Below are 17,929 nucleotides of genomic sequence, written 5' to 3'. Positions count from 1 at the left end.
TCATTCACTGCCGGTCTTGAGCTTGGCTTCCTTTTCAGGATCTATCCACCAGGAGAACGGATCAATGCCGCTGTAATCCGGCTGCTTTTCAGGCATTCCGAATTTATTCCAGTAAGCCACATTGATGTGGTCGGAGTACCATTGCGGGATGACGTAGTAGTTCCACAAGAGCGCCCGGTCGAGTGCGTGGGTCGAAGCGACGAGTTCGTCGCGATCTTTGGCATAGATGACGTGATCAATCAGCTTGTCGATAGCCGGGTTCTTGATGCCGGCATAGTTACGACTGCCTTTGAAGTCGGCAGCCTTCGAGCCCCACATGTCGCGCTGCTCATTGCCGGGCGAACTGCTCTGCGGGATGACGGAGGTTACCACATCATAATCGAAATCGTTGACGCGAGCCTGATATTGCGCCGTGTCGACGATACGCACGGTCGCATTGATGCCTATTTTGCGCAGGCTTGCGGCGAATGGATTGTAAATGCGCTCATCCGTCGGGTCCTTGCCGAGAAACTCAATGGTGAACGGATTGCCCTTGGCATCAACAAGCTTGTTGCCCTGCAATGTCCAGCCTGCTTCCGATAAGAGTTTCAGCGCGGTGCGCAGGTTTTCGCGGGTGGCCTGCGGCGTGTCATAGACAGGCAGCTTGAATTCCTTGGTCAGGGCGTCGGCAGGAAGTGCTTCCTTTACCGTTTCCAGAATGGCCTGTTCTTTGGGCGTTGGGGGACCACTCAGTTCAAGTTCATTGCCTGCGAAATAGCTGTTGATGCGCTTGTACTGGTTGAAGAACAGCAGGCGGTTCATCGATTCGAAGTCGAAGGCATAAGTCAGCGCCTGCCGTACCTTCGGGTCTTTGAACTTGTCGCGGCGGGTATTCAGGAAATAGCCCTGCATACGTCCTGCTGCATGGTACGGGAAAGAGGTCTTCACAACGTCGCCACGCTGGACAGCCGGGAAATTATACTGTTCTGCCCAGCGTTGAGCGCGATTCTCCAGACGGTAATCATATTGGCCGCCTTTCTTGAAGGCTTCCCAAGTTGCATCTTCGTTGAAGTAATACTCATAACGCAGGCGGTCGAAATTATTTCGCCCGACATTGACGCCCAAATCCTTGCCCCAATAGTCGTCGACGCGTGCCCAGGTAATGGAGCGTCCAGGCGTCATGCTGTCGATCTTGTAGGCTGCAGAGCCGAGCGGGATTTCGAGCGTCGGGCGGGTAATGTCGCGCTGCTTGCCCTGCGCATCCTTGCCCTCCCACCAGTGCTTGGGCAGAACGGCAAGCTGTCCCAGAATCTGCGGAAGTTCGCGGTTGCCCTTTTGGCTGAAGGTGAATTTCACCTCATGTTCGCCGGTCTTTTCCGCTTTCTCTACGTCGCCATAATATTTGTTGTACATGGGAGACTGTTTCTTCAGCACATCGAACGACCAGATCACGTCATCGACGGTGATCGGTTGGCCATCATGCCATTTCGCTTTGGGATTGAGCTTGAATTTCACCCAGGAGAAATCGTCGGGATATTGCAGGGCTTCGGCGATCAGCGGGTATTGCGTCGAGCCCTGATCGAGCGAATCCGTCATCAGTGTGTCGTAGAGCAGTCCGCCACCGAAATCGGACAGGCCAGCGGCAGGAACTCCCTGCACCACGAACGGGTTGAGACTATCAAAAGTGCCGACGGCGACCATGTTCAGCGTGCCGCCTCTGGGCGCATCCGGGTTGACATAGTCATAGTGTTTGAAATCGGCTGGATATTTGGGTTCGCCAAGCAGGCTGGAGGAATATCGCCACTGGGGTTCCGCGTCATTCGCGCGTCCCATTGAAACCGTGCTCGCAAGCATGGCCACCGCAAGCGCACCCGCCCAAAAAGCTCTCATCCAGCCTCTCCGTTCATGTTTCGGATATAGTGGGATGAAGTCTTATGGTTTTTTGCGGAGGAAGAAAGGCACCAGGGCAAGAAATTTGATGTGGTCAAGAAAAAAGCCCGGCGAGCCGGGCTTTGATCGTCATTCTGTCTTGTTGGCTTAATTGGCTGGTGCCTGTTCCGCAGGTTTCTGCTCGCCGTTTGCCGGTGCGCCTTCCACAGGCTTTTCACCTTCGGCTGGCTTTGCATCGCCGCCAGCGGCAGGTGCTGCATCAGCGGTTGGCAGCGGAGCCGGATTGTCGGAAAGTGTACGCAGATAAGCGATCAGATCAGCGCGTTCATTGTCCTTCTTGTCGCCGGCAAAGCCCATGGCTGTGCCTTTGATGAAGCCCTTCGGCGAGGTCAGGAATTTGTTGAGATGTTCGAAGTCCCATTTGTTGCCCGCAGCACCGAATTCCTTCATGGCGGCCGAATAGCCGAAACCTTCAACGGAGGCAGCCGGACGATTCACAACATCCCACAGATGCGGTCCGACCTTGTTGGCGCCACCCTTTTCACCGGTATGGCATGCAGCGCAACGCTTGAAGACGGTTTGACCGCGTGCCGGATCGGCAGTCTGCAGCAACGTTGCAATGGAAACTTCTTCCTTGGCCGGTGCGGCTCCCCCTTCACCGGTCGAAGCCTCTGCCGCTTCGATGATAAAGCCCGGCTTTTCGGGCGCAGGCGAGTGAAACAGCGAATCGGACAGAATGCCCGTCGTCATGACAACGAAAACCGTCGCCAGAAAAGCCATGATAAACTTGTTAGTCCGGGTTGAATTCATCGCCGGTCAGCGCTCCCTCTACCAAAACGCTCTCCCCGAGAACGCTCTCCTAGCCGGCATGCAAGCCTTTAATAAAGGTCACAATTCTCTCCCCGGCATCGGGCGGAAACTAGGTCTTTTGCCAGGGCGATGCAACACTTATAAGGGGGGCTGGACCCGTGACTTTTTGACACTTTTGATGCATTTCCAGCGTCGGCAAAGCGCGATACAAGACGTTCGCGACCTATTTATCTCAAGAGGCGATGATGCTTCAGACATTAAAGACACTCACTCTTATTCCGGCGCGCATGGCCTCCACGCGGCTGCCGAACAAGCCGCTCGCCGACATTTGCGGCAAGCCGATGATCGTCCATGTGGCTGATCGCGCAGCCGCTGCAAAGCTGGGCCGGACCGTGGTCGCAACCGACAGCGAAGAGATTTTTGCAGTCGTCACAGCGCATGGTCACGAAGCCATCATGACACGCGAGGATCATGAATCCGGCTCTGACCGCATCTATGAAGCGCTTATGAAGGTTGATCCGGCGGGCGAGTTCGATGCCGTCGTGAATGTTCAAGGTGACCTGCCGGCCATCGATTCTGAAATCATCCGTCGCGCGCTTCTGCCACTTGAAGACGGACCTGCCGATATTGCGACGCTCGGCGTCGAAATCGAGGAAGAATCGGAGAAGACCAATCCGAGTGTGGTGAAGATTGTCGGCTCCCCGTTTGCCGGTAACAGCCGCCTGCGCGCACTTTATTTCACCCGCGCAACCGCGCCCTATGGCGAAGGCCCGCTCTATCACCATATCGGCCTTTACGCTTATCGCCGCTTAGCACTGGAACGCTTCGTGAAGCTTGGACCGTCGCCGCTGGAGAAGCGCGAAAAGCTCGAACAGTTGCGGGCTTTGGAAGCCGGAATGCGCATCGATGTGGAGCTGGTGAAGACGGTGCCGCTCGGCGTCGACACGCAGGCCGATCTTGACCGCGCGCGCCTTCTTGTCGCAAAGGGTATCTGACGATCGCTGTTAAGCGGCAATTAGAAAGCATGGACACGATGAAAACCAACAGGATTTCCTTTCAGGGTGAGGCGGGCGCAAATTCTGACACGGCGTGCCGCAACATGTTTCCCGATATGGAGCCTTTGCCGTGCCCGACTTTCGAGGATGCCTTCAACGCGGTTGAAACCGGCGCTGCCGATCTCGCCATGATCCCGATCGAGAACACGCTGGCCGGTCGCGTCGCCGATATTCATTATTTGCTGCCGCTTGCTGACATGCACATCATTGGCGAATATTTCCTGCCCATTCATTTCCAGTTGATGGTGCTTCCGGGTGTCAAGCGCGAGGAAATCAAGACGGTGCACAGCCATGTCCATGCGCTTGGCCAGTGCCGCAACGTCATCCGCCAGAACGGCTGGAAAGGCGTCATTGCAGGTGATACGGCGGGAGCAGCCCGTCTCGTCGCCGATATGAAGGATCGCTCCATGGCGGCATTGGCGCCGAGCCTTGCCGCTGATCTCTATGGTCTCGATATTCTGGAAGAAAATGTCGAGGATTCGGAAGATAATGTGACCCGCTTTGTTGTTCTGTCCAAGAACAAGCAGTGGGCACCGCGTCCCGAAAACGGCGAACGCATCGTGACGACTTTTGTCTTCCGCGTGCGCAACGTTCCGGCTGCGCTCTACAAGGCGCTGGGCGGTTTTGCCACCAATGGCATCAACATGACCAAGCTGGAGAGCTATCAGATCGGCGGGCGTTTCATCGCCACGCAGTTCTATGCCGATGTCGAAGGACACCCGGAAGACACTAATCTCAAGCTTGCACTGGAAGAACTACGCTTCTTCACCAAGGAAGTGCGCATTCTCGGCGTCTACAAAGGCAGCGATATCCGCGATACACATCTGCTCGCAGCAGAATAACTGTCTAACCGACAGCCCAGGCCTTTATCAGATGGGTTGCGATGGCGCCGGATGGTGGCACCCGCAACCCATTTTGATGTGTACCTTCCAGCATTGTCCGCACTTCGGCCTTCGAGAACCAGCGACCGTCTTCGAGTTCCGAGCGGTCGATAGTGAAGTCGTCGCTCAGAACCTCGGCATGACAGCCGATCATCAGCGAATAGGGAAACGGCCAGGGCTGGCTCGCATGATAGGCGACACGGCCGATGGCGAGACCCATTTCCTCGACACTTTCGCGGCGGACGGCCGCCTCGATTGTTTCGCCGTGTTCGATAAAACCCGCAAGGCAGGAGTAGGAGCCGGGCGCAAAATGCGGTCCACGTGCCAGAATGCATTTCTCACCGCGCACCGGCAGCATGATCGCCACCGGATCGGTGCGCGGAAAATGCTCCGCTCCGCAGTTCGGGCATTGCCGCTTGGCACCACCGGCTCGCATTTCGGCTTTCGTGCCGCAACGCCCGCAGAACCCGTGATTGGCATGCCATGCAGTCAATGCTGCGGCTTGCGCCAGCGCGCCCAGCAGGTCGGCGGATACCAGCCCTTCGGTATAGATGCTGCGATAGTCCTGCATCCGAAAAGGCGCTTCCACCGTTTCAGGTTCGAGCGGTGTCGTCAGCGCGACAAGCGGCACACCGTCCTGAAGACCGAGAAAAATCGGTTCGTGCAGATCGGGCGCAAAATCCTTCGCCTCGCCGAGGCGGAATAAAGCGCGGGGCGCTTTTTCATCGGTATAGTCGAGGAGCAGCCTGTTGCCGCCAAGCAGCATGATTCGCGTTTCAGGAAGTTCCAGCGCCATGAAGGCAGAATCATCCCGTCGCTTTTCGGATTGGCGGTCGATCCGGTTACCGGAAAATCCGACAGATCGGCTCGGTTCGATTTCCGGCAGGTCATAGAGACGGAATGTCATGTCTATCTCGGAATTGTTGGGAGATCAAAGCGCATCCCGAAAAGTGTGAAACGGTTTTCGGAAAAGATGGACGTGAAAACAAACTAAAGCGCTGTGCGAATCTTGGCGATCAACTGCTTGGCGTCTTTTTCATCATAGGTCTCGCGGGTGCCAAAGCCCCAGACAGGGCCGGGCCAGCCAGCATCGCCCTCGTTGCGGGCGATGACGTGGAAATGTAGCTGCCGAACGATATTGCCGAGCGCGCCCGTATTGATCTTCTCACAACCCGTCACAGTCTTGAGGGCCTGCGCAACAATGCCCGTCTCGAAAGTCAGCATGGTCTGGTCCAACGGAGTCATCTCGTGAATTTCAGCAAGATCGGGACGGCGCGGAACCAGGATCAGCCATGGCCAACGCCGGTCATTCATCATCCGAAGCTCGCACAGGCCGAGCTTGGCGACGGAAAAAGTGTCGGCATGAAGCCGTTTATCGAGCGCGAATTGTTCCATAGTCCAATTCTTACCAGCTTTTTTCGGTCTGTGCTTGCTTTTTGCATCGAGCCCTCCTTGCTTTTTGCTTCACAATTGCCGATATGCAGCGTGGGAGGTTGGTGGTGGACGAGCCACTCGCCAACCGGGTCAGGTCCGGAAGGAAGCAGCCCTAACGAGCCACGGCACGGGTCATCGTGCCAGCCTCCCACCCTTTCTCATTGCGCCGTCGACTGTTGATGGATTGCCTCTTTGGTTGACGCCGCTAATGCGTCCGGTCCAAACTGGCGGCTGAGAAAGAAGCGAATGGAGAACGGAAGGGCAGCTCATGGACACAAAATCCGCTGATGGCGCCTACCGCGTTCTCGCCCGGAAGTATCGCCCCCAGAATTTCAATGACCTTATCGGCCAGGAGCCGATGGTTCGCACGCTCAAGAACGCATTCGAGACGGGCCGCATCGCGCAGGCCTGGATGCTTACCGGTGTTCGCGGGGTCGGCAAGACCACGACGGCGCGCATTCTGGCGCGCGCGCTCAACTATAAGACCGATACGATCGATCAGCCGACCATCGACCTTTCCGTGCAGGGCGAAAACTGCCAGGCAATCATGGAAGGCCGTCATGTCGATGTGATCGAAATGGACGCCGCCTCGCATACCGGCATCGATGACATTCGCGAGATCATTGAGCAGGTGCGTTACCGCCCGGTTTCTGCGCGTTACAAAGTATATATCATCGACGAAGTGCACATGCTCTCCAATCAGGCTTTCAACGGCCTCTTGAAGACGCTGGAAGAGCCTCCGCCACACGTCAAATTCATCTTTGCCACCACTGAAATCCGCAAGGTGCCGATCACGGTTCTGTCGCGCTGCCAACGCTTCGACCTGCGCCGTATCGAATCAGGTGCGCTGGCACAGCATCTGCGTCGCATAGCGGAAGCGGAGCAGATCGCGGTGGACGATACGTCGCTCGCCATGATCGCACGCGCAGGCGAGGGCTCTGCACGCGATTCGCTGTCGATCTTCGATCAGGCCATCGCGCATGGTGCGGGCACCGTTACGGTGGAAGCCGTGCGCTCCATGCTGGGCCTTGCAGACCGTGCCCGCATTATCGACCTCTTTGAGATGCTGATGCGCGGCGATGTGGCTGGTGCGTTGACCGAGTTTCGCGCGCAATATGATGTTGGTGCCGATCCATCGGTCGTTTTGACCGATCTCGCCGATTTCAACCATCTGGTGACACGCCTGCGTTTCACGCCGGACGTGGCTGAAGATGTGTCGCTTGCGGAGGAAGAGCGCGTGCGCGGGCGTGAGTTCGCACAGAAACTGTCCGTTCGTGTGCTGTCGCGCACCTGGCAGATGCTGCTTAAAGGCATCGCGGAAGTCGATACGGCGGCAAGACCTGTGCAGGCTGCAGAAATGCTTTTGATCCGGCTTGCCCATGCGGCCGATCTGCCGACACTGGATGAGGCGATCCGCGGTCTCGACAATGGCTCTGTTTCGACCCCACGCCCGCAGCCGGGCAATCCGCGACCGAATGGTGGCAGTGGCGCGCCTGAAGCGCGTTTTGCCCCCGATGCGGTTGGCTCGTCTTCGATGGTCTCCGCCTCTGGCGGACCAGCTACGGCCATGCGTATCGTGGAAACGCCGCCCCAGCCGGTTCAGCCATCAGCTGCACCGCAGCAATTTGTGGAGAATGCGCCGCAGCCGTCGGTGCCGGTCAACAGCCTGCATGATGTGGTTGCACTCGCCGACAAGCACCGCGACATGCAGTTCAAGATTCTGGTCAAGAGCTGCGTGCGGCTTGCATCCATCGCACCCGGGCGACTGGAAATTGGCCTGACCGACGATGCGCCGAAATCGCTGCCGAGTGACATTTCACAACGCCTCCTGAATTGGACCGGCATTCGCTGGGTGGTGACTGTCGCGCGCGACGTGGCAGGTCAGACCATTTCAGAGGCGGAAACCGAGCGCCGCGACAATCTGGTAACCGACGCCCGGGCCGATCCCGATGTAGCCGCCATTCTGGCGGCCTTTCCAGGGGCAAGAATCACCGATGTGCGTATTGCCGTACCGGAACAGAATGACGACGAGGACATTGACCTCGATGCTGTGGCGGAAATCCCCGGCGCACCGTCTGAAGACGACTGATTTACGGAATGATGGAGTGAACCCATGCGTGACATGATGGGCATGATGAAGCAGGCGAAGGAATTGCAGGCCAAGATGAAGGCCATGCAGGACGAGATCGCAACCATGGAAGCCTCAGCCTCTTCGGGCGGCGGACTGGTGACGATTACGCTTTCCGGCAAGGGCACCCTTTCGGCGCTGAAAATCGACCCGTCGCTGATGAAGGAAGAAGAGGTCGAAATCCTCGAAGACCTGATTATCGCGGCGCATAACGATGCCAAGGCGAAGCTTGAGGCAGCCATGGCCGAGAAGACACAGTCGCTCACCGCCGGTCTGCCGATCCCTCCGGGGTTCAAGCTTCCGTTTTAAGTGAGGAGGGGGAACAAGCGACTAGGGCAGTATGTTTGGTCGGCCTGACTGCCGCCACGACGCATATTTCCTGTTCCTTGTTCCCAACCCTGTTATTGTCCTTTCCCATACTTCCTTAAGCAAATGTCCAAACGAATAGCCGGTCCTGAAATCGAACGCCTCATCCAGCTTCTCGCCCGCGTGCCGGGACTTGGGCCGCGTTCGGCCCGTCGTGCGGCGCTGCATCTTATCAAGAAGAAGGAAGCGCTTCTGGTGCCGCTTGGCGGTGCTATGCAGGAGGCGGCCGAAAAGGTGCGCATCTGTTCTTGTTGCGGCAATGTCGACACGTCCGATCTGTGCACGATCTGCACCGATGAGCGTCGCGATCCCGCCACGCTTATCGTGGTTGAGGATGTTTCCGACCTCTGGGCATTGGAACGGGCCGGGACGATGAATGTGCGTTATCATGTTCTCGGCGGTCGCCTCTCGCCGCTCGATGGCATCGGCCCGGATGATCTCAACATCAAGGGACTGGTGGAGCGCGTTGCCACCGGTGCCGTCAAGGAAGTGATTCTCGCAGTCAACGCGACTGTCGAAGGCCAGACCACGGCGCATTACATCACCGATCAGCTATCGAGCTTCGAGGTTCGCGTCACGCGGCTCGCCCATGGCGTTCCTGTCGGTGGCGAACTCGATTATCTGGATGAAGGCACACTTGCTGCCGCCTTGCGGGCAAGAACCACTCTTTAGAACTAATGGAGAAGGCATGGCAGCGGGAAATTGGAAGCTTAGCCTGAAGATTGGCCTCGCACTGGTTGCCAGCCTCGTCATTTCTACCGCTATTGCCGCACCGTCCAAGGCGCAGATTGAAACCCAGTATCGAAACTGGCTGGAAAGGGACCTTTGGCCGGAAGCGAAGGCAGCAGGCGTGTCCCGCGCCGTGTTCGATCAGGCTTTTGCCGGGATCTCGATCAACTGGAAGCTGCCAGATCTCGTCATTCCCGGCGAAAAGGCCACGACACCGAAAGAACAGAAACAGGCGGAGTTTGGCGCGCCCGGGAAATATTTTAACGCCAAGACAATGGGGTTGGTCACAAGCGGCGGCAAGGAGCGCTATGGCCAATATGCCAACCTCCTGAGCCGCATTGAGCAGAAATACGGTGTTTCGGCGCGTGTCCTGCTTGCCGTATGGGGCCGCGAATCCGGCTTTGGCAGGGTGAAGATTCCCTATAATGCTTATGAGGTGCTCGGCACCAAGGCCTTTATGGCGAGCCGCAAGGATATGTTCCGCAAGGAACTGATTGCTGCGCTCGAAATCGCTTCCAAGGGCTATATCGACGAAGCTGCCATGAAAAGCTCATGGGCGGGTGCACTCGGCCAACCGCAATTCATGCCGACGTCCTATCTGAAACACGCTGTCGATTTCGATGCTGACGGCAAGCGTGACATCTGGAATTCAGTGCCTGACACGCTTGCCTCCATCGCCAATTATCTGAAACTGCACGGCTGGCAGAAGGGCCGCGACTGGGGCTTTGAAGTAAACGTGCCGCAGAATGTTTCCTGTTCGCTGGAAGGCCCGGATCAGGGTAAGACTTTTGCCGAATGGGCGAAGCTTGGCATTACGCGAGTGAATGGAAAGCCATTTCCGGCCAATGAATTGAAGGGCGAGGGTTTTCTGCTCATGCCTGCTGGTCGCTACGGTCCGGCCTTTATCGTGACGCCCAATTTTTACGTGCTCAAAGATTACAATATGAGCGACCTCTATGCGCTCTTCATCGGTCATGTCGGCGACCGTATTGCCTATGGTGCAGGCGATTTCAGTCGTGGATGGGGCGACGTCGGCACAATGTACCGGTCGGATATCGGTGCAATGCAGAAACGCATGCAGGCTTTGGGCTATGACGTCGGCAAGCCGGACGGTCTTCCCGGTTTCAAGACCCGTCGCTCCATCGGCCTGTGGCAGGCAAACAATGGCCTAGCGGCGACTTGCTTTCCGCAGCCGGAATTGTTGCGTCAGATTCGCTGATCCCCACCAGTCAGCAAACTGGCGAAAGCCTGTAGAGCTTTTGTCCTGTATCGGTCCTTGTGTTGCAGCATGAGAAACTGACGCTGCGGGAGAGCGAAATCGGCTTTCACCAGCGTTTCGGCAGCAAGATGCGGGGCGGCGACAAGTTCCGATATCGCCGTCACATAGTCACCCGAGCGCACCGCCGAACAGATCGCCTCGTTCGAGGGCAGTTCAAGCGCCACATGCAGCCGTGCGGGATTGTAACCGGAAGCGCGCATCGCATCCTCGAAAACGCTGCGTGTCCCCGATCCCTGCTCACGCAATATCCATTTTCCCTCGAAAAGCCGGTCCCAGCTTAGCTTGCCGCCGATACCCCAATCATGATCGGGCCGCGTCACCAGAATAAGCTGGTCGCTTGCAACCCGGCTGATCGATAGAGACGGTGCCTGCACAGTGCCTTCCACAAGGCCGATATCGGCAATTCCTTCCTCGGTTGCTTCGGTGGCGCTTTCAGTATTGCCAAGCGTCAGTCGTACATCAATCAGCGGGTAGGTTGCGTGAAACTTTGCCAGAAAGGGCGGCAGCCAATAACTGGCGATAGTCTGACTGGCATGAATGGCGAGAATGCCGCGCTTACCGCCACCAAGTTCCGACAGCATACGTTCAGCAGAACGGGCACGCGCAAGCGTCGCGCGCGCCTCATCCAGAAACATGTGCCCATCACCGGTAAGCTCGATCCGCCGCCCGATGCGGTTGAAGAGTGTCGCTCCGTAGCGATCTTCCAACGTGCGGATAGCCGAACTGACCGCCGAAGGCGTCAGGTTCAGGACCTCCGACGCTCGTGTGAGGTGTTCGCGTTCGGCAACCTCAATGAAAATTCTTAGCTGTTCCAGGGTCATAGTTCTTATCGTTCGATATTATCGAATGAAATATGACATACAATGAAATGGATTGAACAGGCGAAATCAGGCATCTAATCAGAAAATAATTCTCACATGAGCATTTCCAGCAAAAGTGCATAGCGGTTTTGCGCGGGACAATGCCAAGGAAAACAGCGTTTCCAGCAAAAGTGCACAGCGATTTTGTGCGGGATAATGCGAGAAAAGCGAACAGTCAGATTTGAAATGCCGACAATGACCTACTCCAAATTCCAGAACATCCTCCCAGGACTTGGTCTGAGCGTTGCCGTCGCAATAGCGGCGATTGGGCTTGAAAGGGTTGAGGAACATTATGCAGGGCGTGCCTGGCTCGAAGCACTGGTACTCGCTATTCTCCTCGGTACTGTTGTGCGGACGTTTCTGCGTCCCGGCAAACAGTTCAACAAGGGCATCGGCTTTTCCGCCAAACTTCTTCTGGAAATTGCAGTGGTGCTGCTCGGTGCATCGATCAGCGCCAGCGCGGTGGTGGAGGCGGGTTCGGGGCTCATTTTCGGCATTGCGGGCGTTGTTGTTCTGGCCATTACACTCAGTTACGGCATCGGGCGCCTGTTGAAGCTTCCGCACCGGATGGCCGTGCTGGTCGCCTGCGGTAATTCCATTTGCGGTAACTCCGCCATCGCCGCAACCGCACCGGTTATCGGCGCGGGAAGCGAGGACGTGGCGGCTTCCATCGCCTTTACCGCTATTCTCGGCGTGGCCGTCGTACTGCTCCTGCCACTTCTGGTGCCGCTTCTCGGGCTGTCGCATACGCAATATGGCGTGCTGGCCGGCCTGACCGTCTATGCCGTGCCACAGGTTCTGGCAGCCACTGCGCCGGTCGCGACGATCAGCGTTCAGCTTGGCACTTTGGTGAAACTTGTGCGCGTGTTGATGCTCGGACCGGTCATCCTCGCGCTGGCGCTTCTTGCTGGAAACAAGGACGCAAACGCCAAGCCGGGTTTCTTCCAGTTGGTGCCATGGTTCATCCTCGGCTTCCTTGGCATGATGGCGCTGCATTCGCTGCACCTGATACCGGAATCGATCCTGCCAGGCATTCAATACACCTCGACCATCCTGACCATCATTTCGATGGCAGCCCTTGGCCTCGGCGTCGATATCCGCTCTGTAGCGTCGGCGGGCGGTCGCGTCACGCTGACCGCAGTGCTTTCACTCCTGGCTCTCTGCGTTATAAGCCTTGGCCTGATCCATATGCTCAGCGTTGCATAAAGAAGCCGGGATGGGGTTCCCATCCCGGCTTCTTCTCATAAGCTGATGGTCAGCTTTTCTTGGCTGCATCGCTTGATTTTGCAGCGTCTGCAGCAGGCTTTGCCTCGGCTGGTGGATTGGCCTTCTTGTCGGCACTCATCGCGTCTTTCGGCATGTTGGAGCGGATGGTCACCATATGCTCTGCCTTGATAAGCGTCAGGTTGGCGTCATAGTATTTGCTGTCGCCGAGCTGTTCCAGTGCCAGATCGACATCCTTGTCGATAGCTGGCAGATTAGCGGTCGTTTCGGTTATTACCAGATCGACATCGGCAAGCTTGAGCTCGTCCTGTGCTTCTTTCTTGCGACCATGCTGAATATGCTCATTGGCCTTTTTCAGATGCGCTGCCTTTTCAGGCGTCAGCTTGTAATCGTCAACGACACCAAGTTCCATATCGACCGGCAATGTGCCGGATTGAACCTCTGCGATTTCATCGGCCGGAGCGCCAGCCATTTTCATCTTGTCGAGCAATGCTGGCGTGTCTTTCAGGGCTTTATCCAGATCATCCTTCACGGTTGTCAGGATAATCTTGGCTTGGTCCGGCGTTCCTTGAAAAATGGCCAGTCGAGCCAGTGTGACACCGCGCACCGCTGCGAGGCCGTCGTCGGAAATCGCGTCCAGTTTTTTGATGGCATCCTGCTCCGCAGCCTTCGTGCTCTCTGTTACTGCTGCTTTTGGCTTTGTCGCTTCTTCGGCGAAACTGGCCGTTGCGAATGATGCGCTCAACAGTGCGGCTGAAATGAGCAGCGCGGGAAGAGAGGTGGTCTTGGAAATCATCGTATGCAATCCGTCTTGAAATAACTGTATAGGGATATGTTTAAGTAATTGGCTTTCTGTAAGTCTCTGCCCTCCAGTATTGATGCGGTAGTGCGTTTATTGGATATTAAATGATGTATCTGAAATATAAATGCTGAATCAGTACTGATGTTGTAATGAAGATCGACCCAATTCGTGACCATTTCGTGGCAGAAGAGAAGCATTAAATTTATTTAATAAAGAAAAAGCCCGCCAATTGGCGGGCTTTTCCATGTTTAACTGAAGAGGGAAAGATTAGTTCTTTTCCTGCTTCTTCAGAGCGGCACCGAGGATGTCGCCGAGCGAAGCGCCGGAGTCGGACGAACCGTACTGAGCGACAGCTTCCTTTTCTTCGGCGATTTCGAGCGCCTTGATCGAGACCTGCAGCTTGCGGGTCTTCTTGTCGAAAGCGATGACGCGGGCGTCAACCTTCTGACCGACCGTGAAGCGTTCCGGACGCTGTTCGTCGCGGTCACGTGACAGATCCGAGCGCTTGATGAAGCTGTCGAGGTCGTGATCGACCAGACGAACTTCAAGGCCGCCGTCGGTTACTGCGGTGACTTCAACCGTTACAACGGCGTTCTTCCGCAGGTCGCCGGAAGTTGCTGCTTCACCGACCTTGTCGCCGGAAAGCTGCTTGATACCGAGCGAGATGCGTTCCTTCTCGACGTCAACGTCGAGAACAACGGCCTTGACGACTTCACCCTTGTTGTACTCTTCGATGACCTGTTCGCCCGGACGGTTCCAGTCGAGGTCGGAGAGGTGAACCATGCCGTCAACGTCGCCGTCGAGGCCAATGAACAGGCCGAATTCGGTCTTGTTCTTGACTTCGCCTTCAACAACTGTGCCGACAGGGTACTTCTGGGCAAAGGTCGTCCACGGATTGTCGAGGGTCTGCTTGAGGCCGAGCGAGATACGGCGCTTGACCGGATCAACTTCGAGCACAACGACTTCGACTTCCTGCGTGGTGGAGAGAATCTTGCCCGGATGGACATTCTTCTTGGTCCACGACATTTCGGAAACGTGGATGAGGCCTTCGATGCCTGGCTCGATCTCGACGAACGCACCGTAATCGGTGATGTTCGTGACGGTGCCGGTGATCTTTTTGCCGATCGGGTACTTCGCGCCGATGCCATCCCAAGGATCGCTCTCGAGCTGCTTCATGCCGAGCGAGATACGATGGGTTTCCTGGTTGATGCGGATGATCTGCACCTTGACCGTCTGGCCAATGGTGAGGATTTCCGACGGATGGTTGACGCGGCGCCATGCCATGTCGGTAACGTGCAGGAGACCGTCGATACCGCCGAGGTCAACGAACGCACCGTAATCGGTGATGTTCTTGACAACGCCTTCGACAACCTGACCTTCTTCAAGGTTCTGAACGATTTCCGAACGCTGTTCCGCACGGCTTTCTTCAAGAACGGTCCGGCGCGAGACAACGATGTTGCCGCGACGCTTGTCCATCTTGAGAATTTCGAACGGTTGCGGGACGTGCATGAGCGGGGTGACGTCGCGGATCGGACGGATGTCGACCTGCGAACGCGGCAGGAAGGCAACAGCGCCGTCGAGATCGACGGTGAAACCACCCTTGACCTGATTGAAGATGACGCCATCGACGCGCTCGCCATTGGCGAACTTCTGCTCGAGCTTGACCCAGCTTTCTTCACGGCGTGCTTTTTCGCGCGACAGGACAGCTTCGCCCAGAGCGTTTTCAATGCGCTCGACGTAAACTTCCACTTCGTCGCCCGGCTTCAGCGTGCCGTCTTTGCCCTTTGCGCCGAATTCCTTCAGCGGCACGCGGCCTTCGACCTTGAGACCGGCGTCGATGATCGCCATGTCCTTCTCAATGGCTACAATACGGCCCTTGACGACATAACCTTCAGCAAGGTCGTTCGTTGCAAAGGATTCCGCCAGCAGCGACTCGAAGTCTGCGAGGGATGGATTGAATTCTGACATGAATACTCCTGGTGCATCCGGAAAATTCATCGGATGCGGCGCCGGGGGTTAGTGTTGCGTTATGCCCGACCTCGGCCCCGTCTTTGCAGACAACCGGCGCGTGGAACGCGAAGTCAGGCTTTTCAGTATGAGTGCAGCCTATATAGGTCCGAACTCGGGATAATCCAGCTTTTCAGGGCACAATGACGCCCGGAAGCGCGAAACTTGCCGGATTTCATCCCCGATGCTGCGCCAAAGCGTGATCGATCAGCTTTTTTGCGGCCAGAAATGCCGCTTCTATACTCATTTCGCTCGTATCTAGCAAGTGCGCGTCTTCAGCAGGCTTCAAAGGAGAATCGATGCGGTTCGTGTCGCGCTCGTCGCGCTTCTTGAGATCGGCAAGGATTTCTCCAAGATCGGCCTTCTCGCCCCGACCCACGATCTCTTCATAGCGGCGCTCGGCGCGCACTTCCGGCGAGGCCGTGACGAAAAGCTTTATGGCCGCATCGGGACAGACGACGGTACCGATATCGCGTCCGTCAAGCACGCTTGAGGGCAAGGCATTAGCAAAATTGCGCTGCGCTTCGACAAGCGCCCGCCGGACAGCAGGCATGACTGCCACCTTCGATGCCGCTTCGCCGATCGCATGAGCGGAAAGAACTGCCTTGTCCATTTCCCGCAGATCGAGATTCCGCGCGGCGTCAGCAGCCATCGCCTCATCATCGAGCGGCAGCCCCTTGTCGAGAAGTGCCTTGGCGACAGCGCGATAGGTCAGCCCCGTATCCAGATGCGGCATGCCGTAGTGGATGGCGATGCGCCGGGCAAGGGTTCCCTTGCCCGAGGCCGCCGGTCCGTCTATCGCGACGATGAACGGGGCGACGACAAACGATGTCATTGCGCGTCGCTCAGTTCGATCTTAGCACCGAGTCCCGGCATCATGTCCATGAATTCGGGGAAAGACGTGGCGATCATGGTGCTGTCGTCAACCGTCACCGGCTTTTCCGATGCGAGCCCCATCACGAGGAAGCTCATCGCGATGCGGTGATCAAGATGGGTTGCAACCGTACCGCCACCCAGCCCCCTGCCGTCGGGACGGCCGCGAACCGTCAGCGACATCTCGCCTTCGGTGCAATCGACGCCATTGGCTTCAAGGCCGCGCGCAACGGCTGCCAGACGATCCGATTCCTTGACCCGCAGCTCATCGAGACCGTCCATCACGGTTTCGCCTTCCGCGAAGGAGGCGGCAATCGCCAGTACCGGATATTCGTCGATCATCGACGGCGCGCGCTCCGGCGGAACGACCACGCCCTTGAGCTTCGACGCCTTCACGCGCAGATCGGCAACATCCTCGCCGCCAGCAAGGCGCGGATCGATGATCTCGATATTTGCCCCCATTTCCTGCAGCGTGAGGATCAGGCCGGTACGGGTCGGGTTCATCAGCACATTGCGAATAGTGATGTCGGAACCTTCAACCAGAAGGGCGGCAACGAGCGGGAAAGCCGTTGACGATGGATCACCCGGCACATCAATGGTCTGGCCGGTAAGCTTGCCCTGACCGGTGATGCGGATATGGCGTACGCCATCCTTGTCTGTATCAACGGAGAGGTCCGCACCAAAGCCCTGCAGCATCTTTTCCGTATGATCGCGAGTCATGACCGGCTCGATGACGGTGGTGACGCCCGGCGTATTGAGGCCGGCGAGCAGCACGGCGGATTTTACCTGCGCGGATGCCATTGGCACGCGATAGGTGATCGGATTGGCCGTCTTGGGGCCGATCAGTGTCAGCGGCATGCGGTCGCCTTCGGCTGCTTCCACCTGGACGCCCATTTCACGCAACGGGTTCAACACGCGACCCATCGGGCGCTTGGAAAGCGAAGCGTCGCCGATAAAGGTCGTTGTCATGTCGTAAGTGCCGACAAGCCCCATAGTGAGGCGCGCACCGGTTCCGGCATTGCCGAAATCAAGCGCTGTCTCGGGCTGCAACAGGCAACCATTGCCGACGCCATTGATGATCCAGACGTCGCCATCCTTGCGGATCTTCGCGCCCATGGCCTGCATGGCGCGACCGGTATTGATGACGTCTTCGCCTTCCAGAAGGCCGGTGATGCGGGTTTCACCCGATGCAAGGCCGCCAAACATGAAGGCGCGATGCGATATGGACTTGTCGCCCGGAATGCGGATTTCGCCCGTAAGTGCCTCCGAGCGGCGGGCGGTTGCTGGTTTCGGGGATGCAGAATGGGACATGGATTTTTCACAGTCACATTTTTGGCGCGGACACGCGCCGGGATTGAGAGATAAGCGGGGCTTCCCTAGCATAGGATAAAGCCGGGGTCATCCGCGAATACGCGGCGCGAGCGACACTCTGAAGCAAGAGTCTGCATATCCCTTTGCGTTTGGCTTTGACAAACGCGCCAAATTGCGTTTATGCACCGGACAACAATATAACGCGCTCAAGACTTGCCCCTTGCCATATGGCTCCGTGAACAGCATGGTGATGGGCTATATTCTTCAAGGCAGGCATTCCGGCGCGATTTTTATGAACTTG

At 57.0% G+C, this 17,929-nt stretch carries 16 protein-coding genes and 1 other RNA gene; 8 read left to right on the top strand and 9 right to left on the bottom strand.

Annotation, left to right across the window (positions count from 1 at the left end):
• Both FJQ48_RS10250 and FJQ48_RS10245 read right to left on the bottom strand, forming a co-directional pair.
• A complete protein-coding gene (locus FJQ48_RS10250; protein WP_139975021.1) occupies positions 1–1,869 on the bottom strand; it encodes an extracellular solute-binding protein in 1,869 nt (622 codons plus the stop codon).
• A 147-nt stretch (positions 1,870–2,016) separates the two neighbouring features.
• A complete protein-coding gene (locus FJQ48_RS10245) occupies positions 2,017–2,679 on the bottom strand; it encodes a cytochrome c family protein (RefSeq protein WP_139975020.1) in 663 nt (220 codons plus the stop codon).
• Between the two features lie 245 nt (positions 2,680–2,924).
• Between FJQ48_RS10245 and FJQ48_RS10240 the strand changes: the two genes are divergently transcribed.
• A complete protein-coding gene (locus FJQ48_RS10240) occupies positions 2,925–3,674 on the top strand; it encodes a 3-deoxy-manno-octulosonate cytidylyltransferase (RefSeq protein WP_139975019.1) in 750 nt (249 codons plus the stop codon).
• A gap of 38 nt (positions 3,675–3,712) precedes the next feature.
• On the top strand, positions 3,713–4,576 hold the full coding sequence (locus FJQ48_RS10235; protein WP_139975105.1) for a prephenate dehydratase: 864 nt from the start codon (positions 3,713–3,715) through the stop codon (positions 4,574–4,576).
• A gap of 4 nt (positions 4,577–4,580) precedes the next feature.
• On the opposite strand, the gene nudC is transcribed toward FJQ48_RS10235, so the two are convergent.
• Together nudC and FJQ48_RS10225 are read right to left on the bottom strand one after the other, a co-directional pair.
• Positions 4,581–5,522 carry an NAD(+) diphosphatase gene (gene nudC, locus FJQ48_RS10230; RefSeq protein ID WP_139975018.1) on the bottom strand — a complete coding sequence of 314 codons (942 nt, stop codon included), beginning with the start codon at positions 5,520–5,522 and terminating at the stop codon, positions 4,581–4,583.
• 83 nt (positions 5,523–5,605) lie between these two features.
• Complete coding sequence (locus tag FJQ48_RS10225; RefSeq protein ID WP_139975017.1) at positions 5,606–6,010, bottom strand: HIT family protein; 405 nt, start codon at positions 6,008–6,010, stop codon at positions 5,606–5,608.
• A 93-nt stretch (positions 6,011–6,103) separates the two neighbouring features.
• Here FJQ48_RS10225 and ffs point away from each other — a divergent pair.
• The 5 genes from ffs to FJQ48_RS10200 all read left to right on the top strand — a co-directional run bounded on the left by ffs (position 6,104) and on the right by FJQ48_RS10200 (position 10,491).
• Positions 6,104–6,201: signal recognition particle sRNA small type (ffs, locus tag FJQ48_RS10220), an RNA gene on the top strand.
• 116 nt (positions 6,202–6,317) lie between these two features.
• Positions 6,318–8,138 (top strand): DNA polymerase III subunit gamma/tau, encoded by a 1,821-nt coding sequence (locus FJQ48_RS10215; protein WP_139975016.1) that lies wholly within the window; start codon positions 6,318–6,320, stop codon positions 8,136–8,138.
• 24 nt (positions 8,139–8,162) lie between these two features.
• Positions 8,163–8,486 (top strand): YbaB/EbfC family nucleoid-associated protein, encoded by a 324-nt coding sequence (locus tag FJQ48_RS10210; protein ID WP_010657829.1) that lies wholly within the window; start codon positions 8,163–8,165, stop codon positions 8,484–8,486.
• A gap of 123 nt (positions 8,487–8,609) precedes the next feature.
• Positions 8,610–9,215 (top strand): recombination mediator RecR, encoded by a 606-nt coding sequence (recR, locus tag FJQ48_RS10205; protein WP_139975015.1) that lies wholly within the window; start codon positions 8,610–8,612, stop codon positions 9,213–9,215.
• 16 nt (positions 9,216–9,231) lie between these two features.
• Positions 9,232–10,491 carry a lytic murein transglycosylase gene (locus FJQ48_RS10200; protein ID WP_139975014.1) on the top strand — a complete coding sequence of 420 codons (1,260 nt, stop codon included), beginning with the start codon at positions 9,232–9,234 and terminating at the stop codon, positions 10,489–10,491.
• On the opposite strand, the gene FJQ48_RS10195 is transcribed toward FJQ48_RS10200, so the two are convergent.
• Positions 10,479–11,372 (bottom strand): LysR family transcriptional regulator, encoded by an 894-nt coding sequence (locus tag FJQ48_RS10195; protein WP_139975013.1) that lies wholly within the window; start codon positions 11,370–11,372, stop codon positions 10,479–10,481. The two genes, FJQ48_RS10200 and FJQ48_RS10195, sit on opposite strands and share 13 nt — an antisense overlap.
• Before the next feature lie 225 nt (positions 11,373–11,597).
• Between FJQ48_RS10195 and FJQ48_RS10190 the strand changes: the two genes are divergently transcribed.
• Complete coding sequence (locus FJQ48_RS10190; protein ID WP_180350171.1) at positions 11,598–12,617, top strand: YeiH family protein; 1,020 nt, start codon at positions 11,598–11,600, stop codon at positions 12,615–12,617.
• 49 nt (positions 12,618–12,666) lie between these two features.
• Here FJQ48_RS10190 and FJQ48_RS10185 read toward each other — a convergent pair whose 3' ends face one another.
• From FJQ48_RS10185 to aroA, 4 genes are all read right to left on the bottom strand, one after another.
• Entirely contained in the window at positions 12,667–13,431 is a 765-nt protein-coding gene (locus FJQ48_RS10185; RefSeq protein ID WP_139975011.1) for a YfdX family protein, read from the bottom strand.
• A 273-nt stretch (positions 13,432–13,704) separates the two neighbouring features.
• The gene (rpsA, locus tag FJQ48_RS10180; RefSeq protein WP_139975010.1) at positions 13,705–15,405 is read right to left on the bottom strand and encodes a 30S ribosomal protein S1; all 1,701 of its coding nucleotides are present in this window, start codon (positions 15,403–15,405) and stop codon (positions 13,705–13,707) included.
• A 214-nt stretch (positions 15,406–15,619) separates the two neighbouring features.
• Positions 15,620–16,279 (bottom strand): (d)CMP kinase, encoded by a 660-nt coding sequence (cmk, locus tag FJQ48_RS10175; protein WP_139975009.1) that lies wholly within the window; start codon positions 16,277–16,279, stop codon positions 15,620–15,622.
• Complete coding sequence (aroA, locus tag FJQ48_RS10170) at positions 16,276–17,628, bottom strand: 3-phosphoshikimate 1-carboxyvinyltransferase (protein ID WP_139975008.1); 1,353 nt, start codon at positions 17,626–17,628, stop codon at positions 16,276–16,278. Before aroA ends, cmk begins: the two co-directional genes overlap by 4 nt.
• Between the last annotated feature and the right edge of the window lie 301 nt (positions 17,629–17,929).

Origin of the sequence: Ochrobactrum sp. CGA5 (assembly GCF_006345815.1) — a bacterium.
In the GTDB taxonomy this organism is placed as follows: Bacteria; Pseudomonadota; Alphaproteobacteria; order Rhizobiales; family Rhizobiaceae; genus Brucella.
Note: the sequence above shows the minus strand (reverse complement) of the source record. Positions and strands in the feature narration are given on the sequence as shown.